Annotated in this window: 14 protein-coding genes; 7 read left to right on the forward strand and 7 right to left on the reverse strand. The window is 43.2% G+C overall.

Going from position 1 to position 15,870, the window contains the following annotated elements; genetic code table 11:
- Positions 1 to 2 precede the first annotated feature (2 nt).
- The 3 genes from GGD38_RS09570 to GGD38_RS09580 all read right to left on the reverse strand — a co-directional run bounded on the left by GGD38_RS09570 (position 3) and on the right by GGD38_RS09580 (position 3,411).
- Positions 3 to 1,523, reverse strand: a complete 1,521-nt coding sequence (locus tag GGD38_RS09570; RefSeq protein ID WP_375298221.1) for a WG repeat-containing protein — start codon at positions 1,521 to 1,523, stop codon at positions 3 to 5.
- A gap of 89 nt (positions 1,524 to 1,612) precedes the next feature.
- A complete protein-coding gene (locus GGD38_RS09575; RefSeq protein ID WP_375298220.1) occupies positions 1,613 to 2,188 on the reverse strand; it encodes a hypothetical protein in 576 nt (191 codons plus the stop codon).
- A gap of 26 nt (positions 2,189 to 2,214) precedes the next feature.
- Positions 2,215 to 3,411, reverse strand: a complete 1,197-nt coding sequence (locus GGD38_RS09580; protein ID WP_375298219.1) for a thiolase family protein — start codon at positions 3,409 to 3,411, stop codon at positions 2,215 to 2,217.
- Between the two features lie 161 nt (positions 3,412 to 3,572).
- Here GGD38_RS09580 and GGD38_RS09585 point away from each other — a divergent pair, with 161 nt between their 5' ends.
- Positions 3,573 to 4,382 (forward strand): hypothetical protein, encoded by an 810-nt coding sequence (locus GGD38_RS09585; protein ID WP_375298218.1) that lies wholly within the window; start codon positions 3,573 to 3,575, stop codon positions 4,380 to 4,382.
- Positions 4,383 to 4,573: 191 nt separating this feature from the next.
- Positions 4,574 to 5,626, forward strand: a complete 1,053-nt coding sequence (gene rlmN, locus GGD38_RS09590; protein WP_375298217.1) for a 23S rRNA (adenine(2503)-C(2))-methyltransferase RlmN — start codon at positions 4,574 to 4,576, stop codon at positions 5,624 to 5,626.
- 1 nt (position 5,627) lies between these two features.
- On the opposite strand, the gene GGD38_RS09595 is transcribed toward rlmN, so the two are convergent.
- On the reverse strand, positions 5,628 to 6,398 hold the full coding sequence (locus tag GGD38_RS09595; protein ID WP_375298216.1) for a DUF2490 domain-containing protein: 771 nt from the start codon (positions 6,396 to 6,398) through the stop codon (positions 5,628 to 5,630).
- Between the two features lie 190 nt (positions 6,399 to 6,588).
- On the opposite strand from GGD38_RS09595, the gene GGD38_RS09600 reads away from it, so the two are divergent.
- The 3 genes from GGD38_RS09600 (at position 6,589) to GGD38_RS09610 (ending at position 9,258) form a co-directional block, all read left to right on the forward strand.
- The gene (locus GGD38_RS09600) at positions 6,589 to 7,242 is read left to right on the forward strand and encodes a Spy/CpxP family protein refolding chaperone (protein WP_375298215.1); all 654 of its coding nucleotides are present in this window, start codon (positions 6,589 to 6,591) and stop codon (positions 7,240 to 7,242) included.
- Between the two features lie 107 nt (positions 7,243 to 7,349).
- Positions 7,350 to 8,543 (forward strand): pseudouridine synthase, encoded by a 1,194-nt coding sequence (locus tag GGD38_RS09605; protein WP_375298214.1) that lies wholly within the window; start codon positions 7,350 to 7,352, stop codon positions 8,541 to 8,543.
- Positions 8,536 to 9,258: an RluA family pseudouridine synthase gene (locus GGD38_RS09610; RefSeq protein WP_375298213.1), complete on the forward strand. Its 723-nt coding sequence runs from the start codon at positions 8,536 to 8,538 to the stop codon at positions 9,256 to 9,258. The genes GGD38_RS09605 and GGD38_RS09610 overlap by 8 nt, the downstream gene beginning before the upstream one ends.
- A 213-nt stretch (positions 9,259 to 9,471) precedes the next feature.
- Here GGD38_RS09610 and GGD38_RS09615 read toward each other — a convergent pair whose 3' ends face one another.
- A complete protein-coding gene (locus tag GGD38_RS09615) occupies positions 9,472 to 10,743 on the reverse strand; it encodes an amidohydrolase family protein (protein WP_375298212.1) in 1,272 nt (423 codons plus the stop codon).
- Between the two features lie 210 nt (positions 10,744 to 10,953).
- Here GGD38_RS09615 and GGD38_RS09620 point away from each other — a divergent pair, with 210 nt between their 5' ends.
- Together GGD38_RS09620 and GGD38_RS09625 are read left to right on the forward strand one after the other, a co-directional pair.
- Complete coding sequence (locus tag GGD38_RS09620) at positions 10,954 to 11,550, forward strand: TlpA family protein disulfide reductase (RefSeq protein ID WP_375298211.1); 597 nt, start codon at positions 10,954 to 10,956, stop codon at positions 11,548 to 11,550.
- Complete coding sequence (locus GGD38_RS09625; protein WP_375298210.1) at positions 11,547 to 13,703, forward strand: response regulator; 2,157 nt, start codon at positions 11,547 to 11,549, stop codon at positions 13,701 to 13,703. The genes GGD38_RS09620 and GGD38_RS09625 overlap by 4 nt, the downstream gene beginning before the upstream one ends.
- 63 nt (positions 13,704 to 13,766) lie before the next feature.
- Here the strand turns inward: GGD38_RS09625 and GGD38_RS09630 are convergent, their stop codons facing one another.
- Both GGD38_RS09630 and dinB read right to left on the reverse strand, forming a co-directional pair.
- A complete protein-coding gene (locus tag GGD38_RS09630) occupies positions 13,767 to 14,402 on the reverse strand; it encodes a peroxiredoxin (RefSeq protein WP_375298209.1) in 636 nt (211 codons plus the stop codon).
- 125 nt (positions 14,403 to 14,527) lie between these two features.
- Positions 14,528 to 15,682 carry a DNA polymerase IV gene (gene dinB / locus GGD38_RS09635; protein ID WP_375298208.1) on the reverse strand — a complete coding sequence of 385 codons (1,155 nt, stop codon included), beginning with the start codon at positions 15,680 to 15,682 and terminating at the stop codon, positions 14,528 to 14,530.
- Between the last annotated feature and the right edge of the window lie 188 nt (positions 15,683 to 15,870).

Genomic DNA, 15,870 nt, shown 5'->3' on the forward strand with positions numbered 1-15,870 from the left:
GCTTAATTGGCCATCTTTGTTATTTTATTACCACTAACCCTGTATTTTTCATAACTGTTTTTATAAGCTGTGATCGTATTGTTATTGAAGTTCACAAACTGGTATTCCAAAGGCAGCACTATATTTTTGTTATATACATCAACTATTCCATATTTACCATCCTTACCGGCAATTACTAAAAATGAATTCAGGTACTGCAGGTCATCATAAACAAACGGCACTAATATATTCCCGTTCATTTCAATCATTCCGTACCTGCCATTCTTAACAGCAATGATGGCGTTCCCGAAAACTTCCGGGTCTTCAATATAACTACTGACGCCGATCAGATCATCATAAATAAAATCAAAGAGGGGCTTACCGGTCGCAGCATCTACAATTGCTTTTTTGCCATCTCTGGTAGCCAGCAGATAAGAAATGTTGTAATTCTCTCCTGTGATCATCTGTTCCAGGGCATCGTATTCAACAGGTAAAATTAGATTTCCGGTACGGCCAATAAAACCATATCTATTATTCTTCTTTAGCAGGAAATAATTTCCCTTATTAACAATCTCATCATATTCCATGGCAAGTACCGGTGCCCCCTGAGTTGTCACCATCCCTGTTTTATTATTATTTGTAACCTTCACCATATTGAATCCCGCAGCCTCAACCATGTCATACCGGGCCGGCAATACAACACCGCCGTTGGGTCCAAATAACCCATACTTTCCGTCTTTTGCGCCAATAAAATATGTTTCTGGAGCAATGGCGTCCTGCAGCACCTCATATTCGAACGGAATGATCTCTTTTCCTGTCAGGCTAAGCACCCCCCTCTTACCATTGAGTTGAGCCACAGCGTATGCATTTTGAAAATTAATTTGTAAATATGTGTACCAGTTAGAAAATGCCTGCGCCCCGCTCATGTCAACCATGGAATAACGATTATTTTTCTCCACTTTTACCAGGTTCGCTGACAACACCTCCATTCTGTCATATATGAACGGTATCACCATTTTACGGGTCACCAAATTCATCACACCTATTTTACCACCTTTTCCTATTTCAAGAAGAAAATCTGAATATCTTCCCTTACTTATATAATCATACAGGAATGGCACTATGCTTTCATTCCGGGCATTAATAACACCATACCGGCTATCTTTTTTTACAATATAATACACCGCATCGTCTATTGTCAGGGAACCAAGATCACTATAAATGCAGGGAATTGTTATCTGCCCTTTTGTATTCATAACGCCCCATTTTGAATTCACCTTTACCGGCACATAATCGCTTGAATTAAAAGAAAAACTCCTTTCGAATATAAATGGCGTTATATTTTTTCTGGAAACATATTCAAGCAGGGCAAACCGCATGTTGTCACCATTTCCCACGCTGGCAACGATGAGGTTTTTTTGAGGATGGCTGTCAAGAACAGTATACGGCTCTGCAGCCAGTTCCTTTTCAACAACCGGCTTCTTTGTTTGGGCATGAATAAAAAAAGTACTTAATAAACCAAAAACAAGTAAACATTTTCGCATAGGGTACATTTATTGAACACCAAAAATAGAAATTCATTTTTCGCATGCAAGTAAACGTGTGTTAAATAAATGCGGAAGTTACCCTCGGCCTAATATTTCTTCCGGCGGTTCATCTTGATAAATTGCTTATTCACAAATTCCCTGTTAAATGTTTCTTTTACAGTCAGCCGAACGCCATCTTGCCGCCATCGATCGGCTAGCTCGCATAACGTAATATAATCAGCGTAGTTACGCAAATGGAACTCATAATCGTAGGCAACACCTTTATAACTTATCAGTAGCTCATTATTTATACCGTATGATGTTTGGGGCGTTAACAACCCTTCGCGCCTGATGCCATAAATAAACCCATCGTAGGCATTTACATGCAATTCAATTGCAATATCCTGAATGGGAAATTTTTGTTTGCCTACTTTTATGAGTGATGGAGCAAGTGTAAGAAAACGGTTATCGAGCGCCCTGAAGTTAAAGACCGTTTTTTTTGAAACAGCAGCATATACCAGGGGAATGGCCCATAAACATAATGCCAGCCATATAATATACATGGGAAGCCAGTCGCTTGTGAACAGGCATATAATGAACATGCTTATTATATACAATACAACGAGAAACCGCGCGTACGGATTGTATTTATATATCAGCGTGGTTAGTTCTGTTTCCCGCATAAATTATTCCCTGGGGTATGAAAAAATTAGAGCCCTTCATACACAATGGCGCCCCCCTGCCCTACTCCTACACACATGGTAGCAAGCCCGTATTTGGCGCCCCGCTTTTTCATTTCATGCACCAGCGTAGCAGATATACGAACACCGCTGCAACCCAGCGGGTGGCCAATGGCAATGGAGCCACCATTCACATTTACTTTGTTAGCATCCAGCTTCAGGTCCTGCATACAGGCAATTGATTGGGCGGCAAAAGCTTCATTCAATTCAATCAGGTCGAGGTCGGCAGCTGTTAGCCCTGCCCGTTGTAATGCCTTTTGGCTGGCCGGCACTGGGCCAATACCCATAATGGCCGGATCAACGCCGGCAACGGCCATCGAAACTATACGGGCCAGGGGTTTAAGGTTATATTTCTGCACCGCCTCTTCACTGGCCAGCAACATGGCGGCAGCGCCATCATTGATGCCCGATGAATTACCAGCGGTAACGGTGCCATCTTTTATAAACGCCGGACGTAATGAACTTAGCTTTTCAAGCGAAGTACTGCGTGGTGGTTCGTCTTTTTCAAGAAAGATCTTTTCATCCTTACCACCAAAGATCTCTACCCCACTGATCTCTTCTTTCCATCTGCCTTTGGCCAGCGCAGCAAAATATTTTTCCTGGCTTTGCAGGGCAAACTCATCCTGGGCCTGGCGACTTACGTTCCATTGTTTGGCAACGTTTTCGGCTGTTTCACCCATGGAGTAAGGGTAGTATTTATCGGTAAGTTTTTTATTGGGAAAACGCCAGCCAATGGTACTATCAACCATTTCGGGGGTACGATTCCAGGCGCCGGAAGATTTAAGTTGTACAAAAGGGGCGCGGGTCATGCTTTCTACACCACCGGCGATCATCAGATCACCATCGCTACACATGATAGCGCGGGAAGCATCCATAATAGCCTGTAAACCCGATGCACATAAACGGTTTACGGTGTTACCGGGTACGGTTACAGGTAAACCAGCCAACAGGGCCGCCATGCGAGCCACATTGCGGTTGTCTTCCCCCGCCTGGTTGGCATCGCCGGCAATTACATCTTCAATAGCATTTACATCTATGGAGGCGTTGCGTTGTAGTAATGATCTTATCACATGGGCCAGCAAGTCGTCGGGACGAATAGTACTTAATGCGCCACCATATTTGCCTATAGGTGTTCTAACCGCATCTATGACATATACTTTCTTCATATAGTTTTGTTATTTGAGCTCGTATTTTGCGTTCGCAAAGTAAGATTTTATTAAAAACTTTAGTTATTAAAACAAATACAGGCACTTAGGCAACCAAATTTCCTCTAACTATTTATGAAGAACTTACTTTACCGCATCTACATACCAAACCCTTTTGGCATATGGCAAAACATATAGCTTTATTATCATTTATCTGCCTGTTGCTTTCATGCAGTGATCACAATAAACCTGACTATGCCAGCCTGATAAAAGGCGATTGGCTGGGTCAAAAAACAAGCGAAGGTTTTGAACATGATCAAACTGAGTTTTTATCGTTTGAAGATTCCGTGTGCCGTACCCCTTATACGTTTGATGCTATAAAATATGAAATTGAGAAAGACACTTTATACCTGCTAAGCGAAGAAGATAAAGCAAGGGGGCGGAATAAATTTACCATTGTAAAACTCACTGCAGATTCCCTCGTTTTATTATCAGGAAAAAAACAGCAGAACACCATAAAATATTCCAAAATACATTCTCACAATAACATTACTCCTACCACTATCTATTTTGCCGATCCCAAAAGGTACCTTGAAATAGACAGCAACCGGAATATTCGCGTTTATGACCTGGGGCAAAGCGAAATAAACACAGGCTATAAAGGTACGCTTGATAAAGATGTATATAACTCTATTTTGAATAAGGTCAGAAACCTACCGGTTGATTCTTTAAAAGAAAACTATGCAGCCTCCTTGTGCTGTAATGGATTTTCCTTTGCTGTTGCCATTAAGCATGGCAATACGATCACCCGTTCAATTGCTTGTGGTAACGACCAGGAGCCAAATGAATTACATCTACTATTTGCCCAATTATTACACTTACCTCGGGAAGTTAGCTTACAGCCCGACTCTTCAGTAAATTGGGAGAATTATGCTCTGGCGCCGTTTTATACAGATAGTGTCATAATGATGCCACCTAAAATTGTTAAATAACGATCCTAACCTTACACATTGAAACACCTTGTATCATTAGCAATCCTGTGTATCTTTTTTTCCTTCCGCCCTCAATCAAAAAGGAAGATTAACAAACCACATACAATTGACATTCAAGAAAATACCCTTATTAATTAAAGCTGGTAAACACATCATTAGCTAATCCGCTACCACATTTGTACCTTTGCACCATGTTAAAAACGGCGAACAAGAACATAAGGCAGCTAAGCCTCAGTGAGTTAGAACAATATTTTGAAACCCTGGGCGAGAAGAAATTCCGCGCCAAACAGGTGTACGAGTGGATCTGGCTGAAACAGGCCCATTCTTTTGAGGCGATGACCAACCTTAGCAAGGACCTGCGCGCCAAGCTGACCGAAAATTTTTCTTTGCCGGCTTTAACCGTTGACGCCACGCAATACTCTGCCGACGGTACTATAAAATCGCGTTTTCGCACCGTTGACAAACACCTGGTTGAAGGTGTGCTGATACCTACCGACGAACGCAAAACTGCCTGCGTTTCTTCTCAAATAGGCTGCTCGCTGAGCTGCAAATTCTGCGCTACCGGTTATATGGACCGCAAACGCAATCTTGAATTTGATGAGATCTACGATGAAGTAGTGCTTATTAACCAGCAATGCGAACGCGTATACAATAAAAAGCTAAGCAATATTGTGTTCATGGGCATGGGCGAACCCCTGCTGAATTACAAGAACGTAATGCATGCCATCGAGCGCATTACCTCACCCGACGGCCTGGGTATGAGCCCCCGCCGCATCACCGTTTCTACTGCTGGTGTTGCCAAAATGATAAAACAACTGGGCGATGATCAGGTACGTTTCAAACTGGCGCTGTCGCTGCATGCCGCCAATGATACCAAGCGCAATGAGATCATGCCAATTAATGAAACCAATAATCTTAAAGCGCTGATAGAGGCCCTGAACTATTTTTATAAGAAAACAGGGAACGAGATCACCTTCGAATATATTCTCTTCAAAGACTTCAACGATAGTATAAAGGATGCAGATGAACTGATAAAGATTTATCGTCAGGTGCCTGCCGACCTGGTGAACATCATCGAGTACAATCCCATTGATGCCGCCCGTTTCGAAAAACCCGAGGAAGAAAGGGTAAACGAGTTTATGGCTTACCTCGAAAAACATAAGGTAAACGCACGCTTACGCAGGAGTAGAGGTAAAGACATTGATGCTGCTTGCGGACAGCTTGCGAACAAAGATCAGCTGTAACTTATTTTTTAAACTGGGAGAAAAGGTTGTCAAACGTAACAACTGCCCAAAGAGCGTGTGCGTCATCGAAATCTTTTCCGTTGGCCCGCTGCTGATATATATTGAGGTAGGCAAATGAAGTTTTGATATTCTTTACAACCTCCAGCGAAAAGCCGGCCGAGGCCCTGTTCTGGTCAAACATGTTTGCATTGTTCTTAACCGCTTTGCCAAACTGCACCAACACTTCATCTCCAATAAAAAACGAAACCGGCTTGTCGTTGCGTAATATGCCTTTAACCGGCTTTTCTAACCGGGCCATATAACGTAATCGCCAGTTGGGTATATACACATCGTTGAAGTTTATATCTCGCCTGCGGTATTCAACAGTAAATCGGTTCGAAAAATTAACAACCCTGCCTTTTAACTCCTGCTCTAACCGGGCGCTGAACCTGAACTCCTTTACGCCAGGCGCATCAACATCTTCAGCTTTTGTAAGAAAAGCATAGGAGTCAAAATAACCAATAGGCGACAGATATAACTTAAGGCTTTTATTGATCCTGTAGTTCAACCAAAACCATACACTATTATAATGAAGCGCACCAAAGATGCTCTTGTGCCCGGGTATGTTTTGCGTTCTTTTCTGCACAAACAGCTCCCACTTCCATTTGTCATTAATGCGGTCGGCCAAAATAACTCTGCCCCAGAATACGCCGTGTTGCCGGGTAGTTTGGCCAAAAGTTTTAATAGATACTACTGTGAATACTAATAGAATTAATTTCTTTCCCCTGTGCATGATGCGCAAATTTACCTTAACATTTTCACAACCCGTTCATCCGGCAATTTTACCATCTACGAACAATTTCTTACAAGCATTAAACCCGCCGCCACGGCGGCCGTCTATGATTCTGTAAAAAGGATATTTTAACAAACCCTGCCGAAGGATAAAACCTTTACCCGGCATCTAAAAAGAAAAATCAGAAAATATGAAAAAAGCATTTATAGGATTGGCATTTGCCGCGTTGATAGCTACAGGTGCATTTGCACAGGATCAATCGAATGGCCTGGCAGAACGTCCTAAAGGCCATCACCGTGGTGGTGTGAATATGGAACAGCTGAACCTAACCGATCAGCAAAAGACCGAGATGAAGGCCATCAATGAAGATTACAAACAACAAATGACCGATCTGAAAAAGAGCGAGGACAAAATAACCGTTACAGAGTGGAAAAGCAAAATGGCCACCATACGTAAAGACCATCACGAAAAAGTACAAAAAGTACTTACCGATGATCAAAAGGCGAGCCTGAAAAAGATGATGCATGAACGTAAGTTCGAAATGCATAAACACGGTGGCCGTCGTAACCTGGAACGTATGAAGAAAGAACTGAACCTTACCGATGACCAGGTTACCGCTTTAAAGAAGAACCATGAAAGCCTGGCACAAAAATTTAAAGCAATAAGAGAGGATAAGAACCTTACAGAAGATCAAAAGAAAGCTGAGCTGAAAGAATTTAAGAGACAACAGCACGAAAGCCTGAAATCGATCCTTTCTGCCGAGCAGTTACAAAAACTGGAACAGCAGAAGAAAGACCATAAAGGTCATAAACATCACGGGCAACAAACGCCTGTTCAATCATAAAGGTTACGCTGTTATAATTGAGGCTCTCCCCCCACTAAGTCGGGGGAGAGTTTTTTTATTTGTACCTTTGCCGTTCACTACTGTTGAAAAACAGCAAACTACTACACATGGCACAAGGATTTAAGAAATTTATGGGCAAAGGCGACAGCGGCGCCAAAAAGAAAGAACGCATCCGTCAGGAGAAGAAAAAGATCCGCAAAGAAACCAACGAATACTTCGAAAAGAAGAAACAGGAAGCCCGGGAAGCCCGCGCCCAGGGCCAGGCTGGTGGTTTTCAGTCTCAAAGAGGAAGAGATGAACATGCAGGGAAAAGAGCCGAAAGCAGAGGCGCAGAGGCAAAAAGACCACAAGGCAAAGAGGCACCAAAGCAACGAGGCAACGAGAAAGCCACAAGCTTCAAGCCACAAGCCGCAAGTAATACGGCCAAAGGCCCAAAGCCAAATACAGGAAAAGCTCAAAAAGCGGGTACCCAACAACAAACCACAAACCATAAACCACAAACTGCTAAATCGGGAACCCAACCGGAAACTGGTAACCAGAAACCGGCAACTGGGGTCATGCCTCTCAACAAATTCATCGCCCATGGGGGTATTTGTTCCCGTCGCGATGCAGTTGAGCTGGTAAAGGCAGGTAAGGTGATCGTAAACGGCCAAAAGATCCTTGAACCGGGGCATAAAGTATCTGACAAAGACGATATAAAAGTGAACGGTAAAAAGTTGTTCATTCGACGCAATCTCGTTTACATTTTACTTAACAAACCCAAAGACTTTCTCACTACTACCGAAGACCCGCAAGGCCGTAAAACGGTAATGGACATTATAAAAAACGCTACCGAAGAACGCGTATATCCCATTGGCCGGTTAGACCGTAACACCACTGGTGTGCTGTTACTCACCAACGATGGCGAGCTGGCGCAAAAATTATCGCACCCCAGCTATGAAATAAAAAAGATCTACGAAGTAAAACTCGATAAGCCCCTTATAAAAAAGGATTTCGATACTATTCTGAATGGCATCACCCTCGAAGATGGTTTTGTTTCGCCCGACTCACTGGCTTATGCTGATTCAAAAGATAAAAGTGTTATCGGTATAGAGATCCACAGCGGCCGAAACCGCATCGTTCGCCGCATATTTGAACATATGGGGTACGATGTTCGCAACCTCGACCGGGTTATGTATGCCAACCTCACCAAGAAAAATGTAGACAGAGGCAAATGGCGCTTCTTAACCGAAAAAGAAGTACGCCTGCTGAAATACCTGAACGCCTCTTATACAAAAAACAAAACCGTTACACGTGGTTAAAGTATCGCCGGAGATCATTTTAGAGAACGAACATTTTATTGTAATAAATAAACCGCCGGGCCTGTTAAGTATTCCCGATCGCGAGGGAAAAGAAATTTCACTAAAACAACTGTTGCAACAGAAGTACGGTGAAATATTCACCGTTCACCGCCTCGATCGCGAAACCAGCGGCATCATTCTATTTGCCAAAGATGCGGAAACACATAAGTTCCTGTCGCAGGCATTTGAAGAAAGAACTGTAGAGAAGTACTATGTAGGTATTGTTACCGGCACCCTGCCCGATAAACAAAAGACCATCGATGCCCCTATTACCGAAAACATGGTTAAACGGGGTGTTATGATCATTCATAAAAGAGGCAAACCCGCCATTACCGATTATACAGTGCTGGAAGAATTTGGTAAATACTCATTCTTACAATTCCAGATACACACCGGCCGCACCCACCAGATAAGAGTGCATATGCAATACCTCGGTCACCCATTGGTGTGCGATGAATTGTATGGCGATGGGCTACCTATAAAGCTGTCATCATTCAAACGTAAAAATTATAACCTGTCGAAGAACGAGGAGGAAGAAAAACCCATTCTGGCAAGAACAGGTTTACATGCGCAACGTTTACATTTTACCGATATGCATGGTAAAGAGTATGATGTGCAGGCCGAAATGCCGAAGGATATGCGGGCGTTGTTGCAGCAGTTAAGAAAAAATAGTTAACAAGTTAACAGGTTGACAAGTTAACAGGGTGGAATAATCGAAATTGTGACAAATAGAATGATTAGGTTTAAAAGATGATAAAATTGATGGAGGTGATAAAGGGCTTTTGATTCGCCAACCAATTGCGCATAGGTCCTTTATCAACATCATAAACTCTTTCACCTTTTCAACTTGTATTTTCCTTGTCAACTTGTTAACGTATCAACCTGTCAACTACTTATAAACCACCCCATCCTTCATCACAAAAGTTACTTTACCCATAGCCTGAATATCTTTAATAGGGTCTCCATCCACAGCAACAATATCGGCCCACTTTCCTTTTTCAATACTGCCTGTTTTATCTGCAATACCAATTAGGTCTGCAGCGGCAACAGTGGCCGATTGAATAGCTTCCATTGCGGGCATACCAGCCTCCACCATATATACAAATTCCAACCAGTTCTTACCATGAGCGTACACACCGGCATCGGTGCCAAAGGCGATCTTCACACCGGCCTTATATGCTTTACCAAAAGTGCTTTGTATTTTAGGACCAATGGCCAATGCTTTAGGCGTTACCAAGGCTGGGTAATAGCCGGGCTTTTTTGCTGAGTCTGCAACCGACCTACCTGCCGTGATCGTTGGTACATAATAAGTGCCGTGTTGTTTCATAAGCTGCATCACTTCCTCATCCATCAACGTGCCATGCTCAATGCTGTTCACACCAGCCCTTACAGCCCGCTTCATAGCTTCGGCGCCATGGCAATGCGCAGCTATTTTAAAACCATTGTCACGGGCCGTTTCTACAATGGCTTTTATCTCTTCTTCGGTAAACTGCGGGTTCTCGCCACTCTTGGCAACGCTTAAAACGCCACCAGAAGCCGTTATTTTGATCAAATCGGCGCCATCCTTATAACGTTGCCTTACGGCCTTACGGCATTCGTCGGGCCCATTGGCCACGCCAGCCGCGGGGCCGGGGTCACCCATCAAATCGTTGCGAAAGCCATTGGTGGGGTCGGCATGGCCACCTGTAGTTGCAATAGACTTACCTGCTGTATATACACGGGGGCCTTTCGCCAGCTTTTTATTGATGGCATTCCTTAAAGAAATATTCACGCCCGTACCACCCAGGTCGCGTACTGTGGTAAACCCTGTCATTAAGGTACGCTCAGCAAATACCGCCGATTGAAAAGCATAGTCGGCCGGGTTGAAGGTAAAAGTTTCCATATACCGGGTGGGGCTTGTCTCATGCTCCAGGTGCACATGACAATCTATTAAACCGGGCATTACTGTTTTTGACTTAAGATCAACCACCTTATCGGTACCGGCAGCTTTACTATAACCAGCCTGCACATCGGTAATGGTATTGCCTTCTATTATAATGGAATATTCGTTCAGTACCAGTCCTTTGGTAACATCTATCAATTTTCCGCAGTGTAATATGGTGCGTTGTGAAAGCAGCAGCAATGGGCTGCAGATGAATAATATAAGCAGTAGTTTCTTCATGTGACGAATTTCTATGAAGATAAAACATTTAGGCGCCTCCATGACCATGAATAGAAAAAGAGCTGCCAAAATACCGGTAAACGACCAGCGCAGTAATGGTATTCCCTGCATCAGATTTAAGGTTTATAGATTATAAGCGAAAACTAACACCCATAAGAAATGACTTTAATGGCAGTACACCGTTTCTTCACGTAAAACCATCTAAACCCCATGCGTAAGGTTGCCCTGTTAACCTGGCTGTTTATATTGCTTGCAATCATCGTTAGGGTGTTCTGGCAATATGAACTGGTATACAGCTTACCCACGCCCGTTCCCAATAACTACCGGGTTATTGATCCGGGAACTCCAATCGACGTAAGTCATATACTTCCCCTAAAAAAAGATAAACCCGTATTGCTTCACTTTTATAACCCCGATTGTCCCTGCTCGCGATTTAACATCCCCCATTTTAAATCGCTGGTCAATCAATTTGGCAATAAAATAACGTTTGCCATTGTTCCGGTAACCGCAAAAGAATTGACGGCTCATGATATCCTGAAAAAGTTTGATCTGGATATTCCGGTAATATTCGATACTGCCCTGATGACTGCCTGCGGCGTATATTCTACTCCCCAGGCTGTTCTCCTTGACACTAACCGGCAATTATATTTTCGGGGAAACTATAACAGAACCCGGTATTGTACAGATACCAAAACCGAATATGCCCGAATGGCTATAAATAAATTGTTACAGAACAATGCAGCTATCATTTTTGATCAGTTTGCTTTAAAAGCATACGGCTGTCAATTACCCAAATGCTCCAAATGAAAAAAAATAATTACCTAAGCGATTTTTCAGAAACAGCCATTCAAAAACTGTCTGTAAAAGAAAAGTCTGATCAGTTAATGAACTACTTCCTGATCAGCTTCTTCATAGGGGGCATTCTGCTGGCATTCTTTTATGATACCTGGCTGATCGCTGTGAGTGTGGGTGGACTATCACTAATTGCCTATTATTCTGCAAAGATCATCTTACCAGATTCAAACCTTTATCAATATGTGTTAAGCGTAGTACTGGCCCTTTTTATGGCCCAATACATTTACCAGATGCACGGCATGTTTGAAATGCACTTTTTCGCTTTTATCGGCAGCGCTATTCTAATAACGTATCAAAACTGGAAACTGCAAATTCCCATTTTGATCGTTGTAGGCTTGCATCATGCCATATTGGGTTACTTACAGAATATAGGTTACGCTCAGGTGTATTTTTCACAGCTCGAATTTTTTGATATTACTACATTTACCATTCATATTATACTGGCCGGTATTATTTTCTTCACCTGCGGCCTTTGGGCTTACCAGCTAAAAAAATACAACGAAAAACATTTGCGTCAAACTATCGAGTTAGACAAAGCCCGAATTGAAGCTGAAGCGGCCAATAATGCCAAAAGCGTATTTCTTGCAACAATGAGCCATGAAATACGAACCCCTATGAACGGTGTTATCGGTATGTCGTCTCTACTGGCCGAAACTGCATTGACCGAACAACAAAGAGAATATACAAATACCATTGTTACCTGCGGCGCAAGCCTGCTAAACGTGATCAACGACATTCTCGATTTTTCAAAGATCGAATCGGGTAATATGGAATTAGAAAAAGATGATTTCCTGTTACACGGTTGCATAGAAGATGTGCTTGATATCTTTGGCACCAAATCGGCGCCGATAAGCCTGGATCTGTTATACCAGATAGAGGAAGATGTACCCGTTCAAATATCGGGTGATGTTATGCGGTTACGGCAGATATTGACCAACCTGGTTGGCAATGCCGTTAAATTCACAAAAGAAGGCGAAGTATTTATAGGCGTTAGCACCATTGCTACCGGCCCCGATGATACCTATGAGCTGCAATTTGAAGTACGCGATACCGGTATTGGTATTCCACCCGACAAAATGCAGCGACTGTTTAAAGCTTTTTCGCAGGTTGATTCTTCTACCACGCGCAAATATGGTGGTACAGGGCTTGGACTGGCCATCTCCCAACGGCTGATACAATTGATGGGTGGCCGCATTTGGGTAAAAAGCCAAACAGGAAAGGGATCCAGCTTTTTCTTTACTATTAAAACCCGTAAAGGCAATAGCCTCATACCGGCTGCCAGCAATCGTTGCATCACAAAACAGGTAGGCAAAAGAGTATTAATAATTGATGATAACCCAACTAATCTCTTTATTTTAAAAAGCCAGTTGCTGCAATGGAACCTGAAACCTACGCTGGCCAATTCGGGCAGGCAGGCGCTTGACATTTTATTGCATGATCAGCAATTTGATCTGATTCTAACTGATATGCAAATGCCAGAAATGGATGGAGTAACCCTAACCAAAGAAATAAAAGAAAAGTACGCACACATACCCGTTACCCTGCTTAGCTCTATGGGTGATGAATTTTCAAAAGAAGATAAACAACTGTTCACTTCGGTGCTCACCAAACCCATTAAACAACATGTACTTTGCAAACATATTGTCAATGGCCTTGAACATCGGCAGCGAACCGGCGCCGAGGAGATCATTGCGCATGAAAAGCTGCCGCGTAATTTTGCTGAAAAATATCCGCTTCATATTCTTGTTGCAGAAGATAATATATTCAACCAGCAGGTGATCATTCATATCCTGAATAAATTGGGCTATCAACCCCGGGTGGTGGAAAACGGCGCAATGGCAGTGGCCGAATCCCGTGAGCAAAACTTTGATATGATCCTAATGGATATGCAGATGCCGGAAATGGATGGCATTGAAGCAACGCTGATCATTCGAAATACCCTACCAAATCAACCCGTAATAATAGCGTTAACAGCCAACACCATGCATGGCGATGAAGAGAAATGCCTTGAGGCCGGCATGAACGATTACATTGGCAAACCGGTACTGCTGGAAGAAGTAGTTTCAAAACTCGAAAAATGGGCCTTGCAGAGAAAAGCTGTATAAAAATAGATGTGCCCCGATTTTATCGGGGCACATCTATTATAATGATATGTCAACTACCAAAAATTAAATATTCGGCTGAGGTGTATAACGCAGGTAAGGTTTTACCACTTTAACACCTTTAGGGAATTTCTTAATAGCATCGTCGGTAGAAACGGCTGGAACTACAATAACATCTTCACCGGCTTTCCAGTCGGCAGGAGTAGCTACGCTGTAGTTAGCAGTCAATTGTAGAGACTCTATCACACGCAATACTTCATGGAAGTTTCTTCCGGTAGAAGCAGGGTAAGTGATAGTCAGCTTCACTTTTTTATCGGGCCCGATCACGAACAGTGAACGAACGGTAAAAGTTTCAGAAGCGTTGGGGTGGATCATATCGTACAAAGTAGCCACGTTTCTGTCTTCATCGGCGATGATAGGGAAACCTACTGTGCAATTTTGTGTTTCGTTGATGTCATTAACCCAACCCAGGTGTTTATCGAGGGGATCAACACTAACTGCCAGTACTTTCACATTGCGTTTTGCAAATTCTTCCTGTAACAAGGCAGTTTTACCTAATTCGGTAGTACAAACAGGCGTATAATCAGCAGGATGAGAAAACAAAATTCCCCAGCCGTTACCAAGGTATTCATAAAAATCAATATCGCCGGCAGTGGTCTTAGCCTGGAAATTAGGGGCTATGTCGCCTAATCTTAAACTCATATACTAAGTATTTTAAGGTTGAGAAAATGATTATTACGTTATAATGGGGTACGAAGATACAAATCCCTACTCATAAAGTAGACTGCTATTGGATTTTTTGTTTTCGGGGTGTAAACCGATGTATTTTAAGGGTTTCTTCGTCTGGTAGCCTTTGTTAAGGAATTGCTGCCAAACCTGTTCTTTACATCGTCGATAGCCTTATAAAGCTCGGTCTTTTTTTCTACATTACTGAACAAATTCGTTTGCACTGCTTCATCGGTCAATTCGCTCAACCGAACGCCTAGCAACCGTACGGGCTGTCCTTTTCGGTACAGCTTGTGAAACAGGTCTTTAGCCTTGGGAATCAGCTCATCGTCGTAAAAGGTATAATCAATAGCCGTTTGGCGTGAAGTAGTCTCAAAATCGGGATAGCGTATTTTTACCGCAATGCACCCGGCCATTTTATTATCCTGCCGCAGTTCATAAGCCACCTTCTCCGTCATGCCCACCAGTTCGGTCAGCAAGCGTTCCACATCAAGCACATTTTCTTCAAAAGTATTTTCGGTAGAAATAGATTTAGCTTCATGATAAGGCACCACTTCGCCAAGGTGAATGCCATGGGCTTTATGCCATAGATCGGCGCCATATTTACCCAAACGTTTTTCCAGCATTTCAATAGGAAATGCAGCCATATCGTCGATGGTCTCTATGCCCAGGTCGCGCAGGCTTTGATAGGTTTGGCCGCCCACCCCGGGGATCTTATTTACTTTTAGCGGCGCCAGAAATTCCTTCTCGCGGCCAAAAGCAATATGTAAATAGCCATTCGGCTTTGCCTCGTCGGTAGCTATTTTGGCCACCATTTTATTGCCGGCAAGACCAAATGAGATAGGCAAACCGGTTTTATCAATGATCTCCTGCCGCAGGTCGATGGTCCATTGGTATGGGTTGAAGTACTTATCCATTCCTGTTAGGTCAAGATAAAATTCGTCGATGGAGGCTTTTTCAAACAATGGCGCTTTGGCAGCAATGATCTCAGTTACCCAGCGCGAATAGCGACTGTACTCACCACGCGTACCTTTTACTATAGTGGCGTGCGGACATAACCGCAAAGCGGTTTTCATGGGCATGGCAGAATGGATGCCGAATTTGCGGGCCTCATAACTGCAGGCAGCCACCACACCACGTTCGCGTCCGCCAACGATCAATGGCAGGCCTTTCAACGAGGGATCGTTGAGGCACTCCACTGAAACGAAAAATGCGTCCAGGTCAAAATGGGCAATAATACGTTGAGGTCCGTTCATTGAAAATCTCTTGTGTATACCGGTTCTTCTGCGAATTTAGGTATTTATAGGCTAGTGGTAAATGGTAAGTGGCTAGTAGGCTTTTATGCGAAGCTCCCTATTGCCTTTCAAGCCTCTGTATTCCCTACTCGCCATTCACTACTCGCCACTTGCCTTTCCCTTGTATTTCCCACTAGCCATTCACTACT

The organism is Niastella sp. OAS944 (assembly GCA_024809215.1).
GTDB lineage: Bacteria > Bacteroidota > Bacteroidia > Chitinophagales > Chitinophagaceae > Niastella.

Excerpts from the sequence above, each read along its gene's own strand:
- GGD38_RS09570 (WP_375298221.1), bottom strand. The coding sequence starts at position 1,523 with ATGCGAAAATGTTTACTTGTTTTTGGTTTATTAAGTACTTTTTTTATT.
- GGD38_RS09575 (WP_375298220.1), bottom strand. The coding sequence starts at position 2,188 with ATGCGGGAAACAGAACTAACCACGCTGATATATAAATACAATCCGTAC.
- GGD38_RS09580 (WP_375298219.1), bottom strand. The coding sequence starts at position 3,411 with ATGAAGAAAGTATATGTCATAGATGCGGTTAGAACACCTATAGGCAAA.
- GGD38_RS09585 (WP_375298218.1), top strand. The coding sequence starts at position 3,573 with ATGGCAAAACATATAGCTTTATTATCATTTATCTGCCTGTTGCTTTCA.
- rlmN (WP_375298217.1), top strand. The coding sequence starts at position 4,574 with ATGTTAAAAACGGCGAACAAGAACATAAGGCAGCTAAGCCTCAGTGAG.
- GGD38_RS09595 (WP_375298216.1), bottom strand. The coding sequence starts at position 6,398 with ATGCACAGGGGAAAGAAATTAATTCTATTAGTATTCACAGTAGTATCT.
- GGD38_RS09600 (WP_375298215.1), top strand. The coding sequence starts at position 6,589 with ATGAAAAAAGCATTTATAGGATTGGCATTTGCCGCGTTGATAGCTACA.
- GGD38_RS09605 (WP_375298214.1), top strand. The coding sequence starts at position 7,350 with ATGGCACAAGGATTTAAGAAATTTATGGGCAAAGGCGACAGCGGCGCC.
- GGD38_RS09615 (WP_375298212.1), bottom strand. The coding sequence starts at position 10,743 with ATGAAGAAACTACTGCTTATATTATTCATCTGCAGCCCATTGCTGCTG.
- GGD38_RS09620 (WP_375298211.1), top strand. The coding sequence starts at position 10,954 with ATGCGTAAGGTTGCCCTGTTAACCTGGCTGTTTATATTGCTTGCAATC.
- GGD38_RS09625 (WP_375298210.1), top strand. The coding sequence starts at position 11,547 with ATGAAAAAAAATAATTACCTAAGCGATTTTTCAGAAACAGCCATTCAA.
- GGD38_RS09630 (WP_375298209.1), bottom strand. The coding sequence starts at position 14,402 with ATGAGTTTAAGATTAGGCGACATAGCCCCTAATTTCCAGGCTAAGACC.
- dinB (WP_375298208.1), bottom strand. The coding sequence starts at position 15,682 with ATGAACGGACCTCAACGTATTATTGCCCATTTTGACCTGGACGCATTT.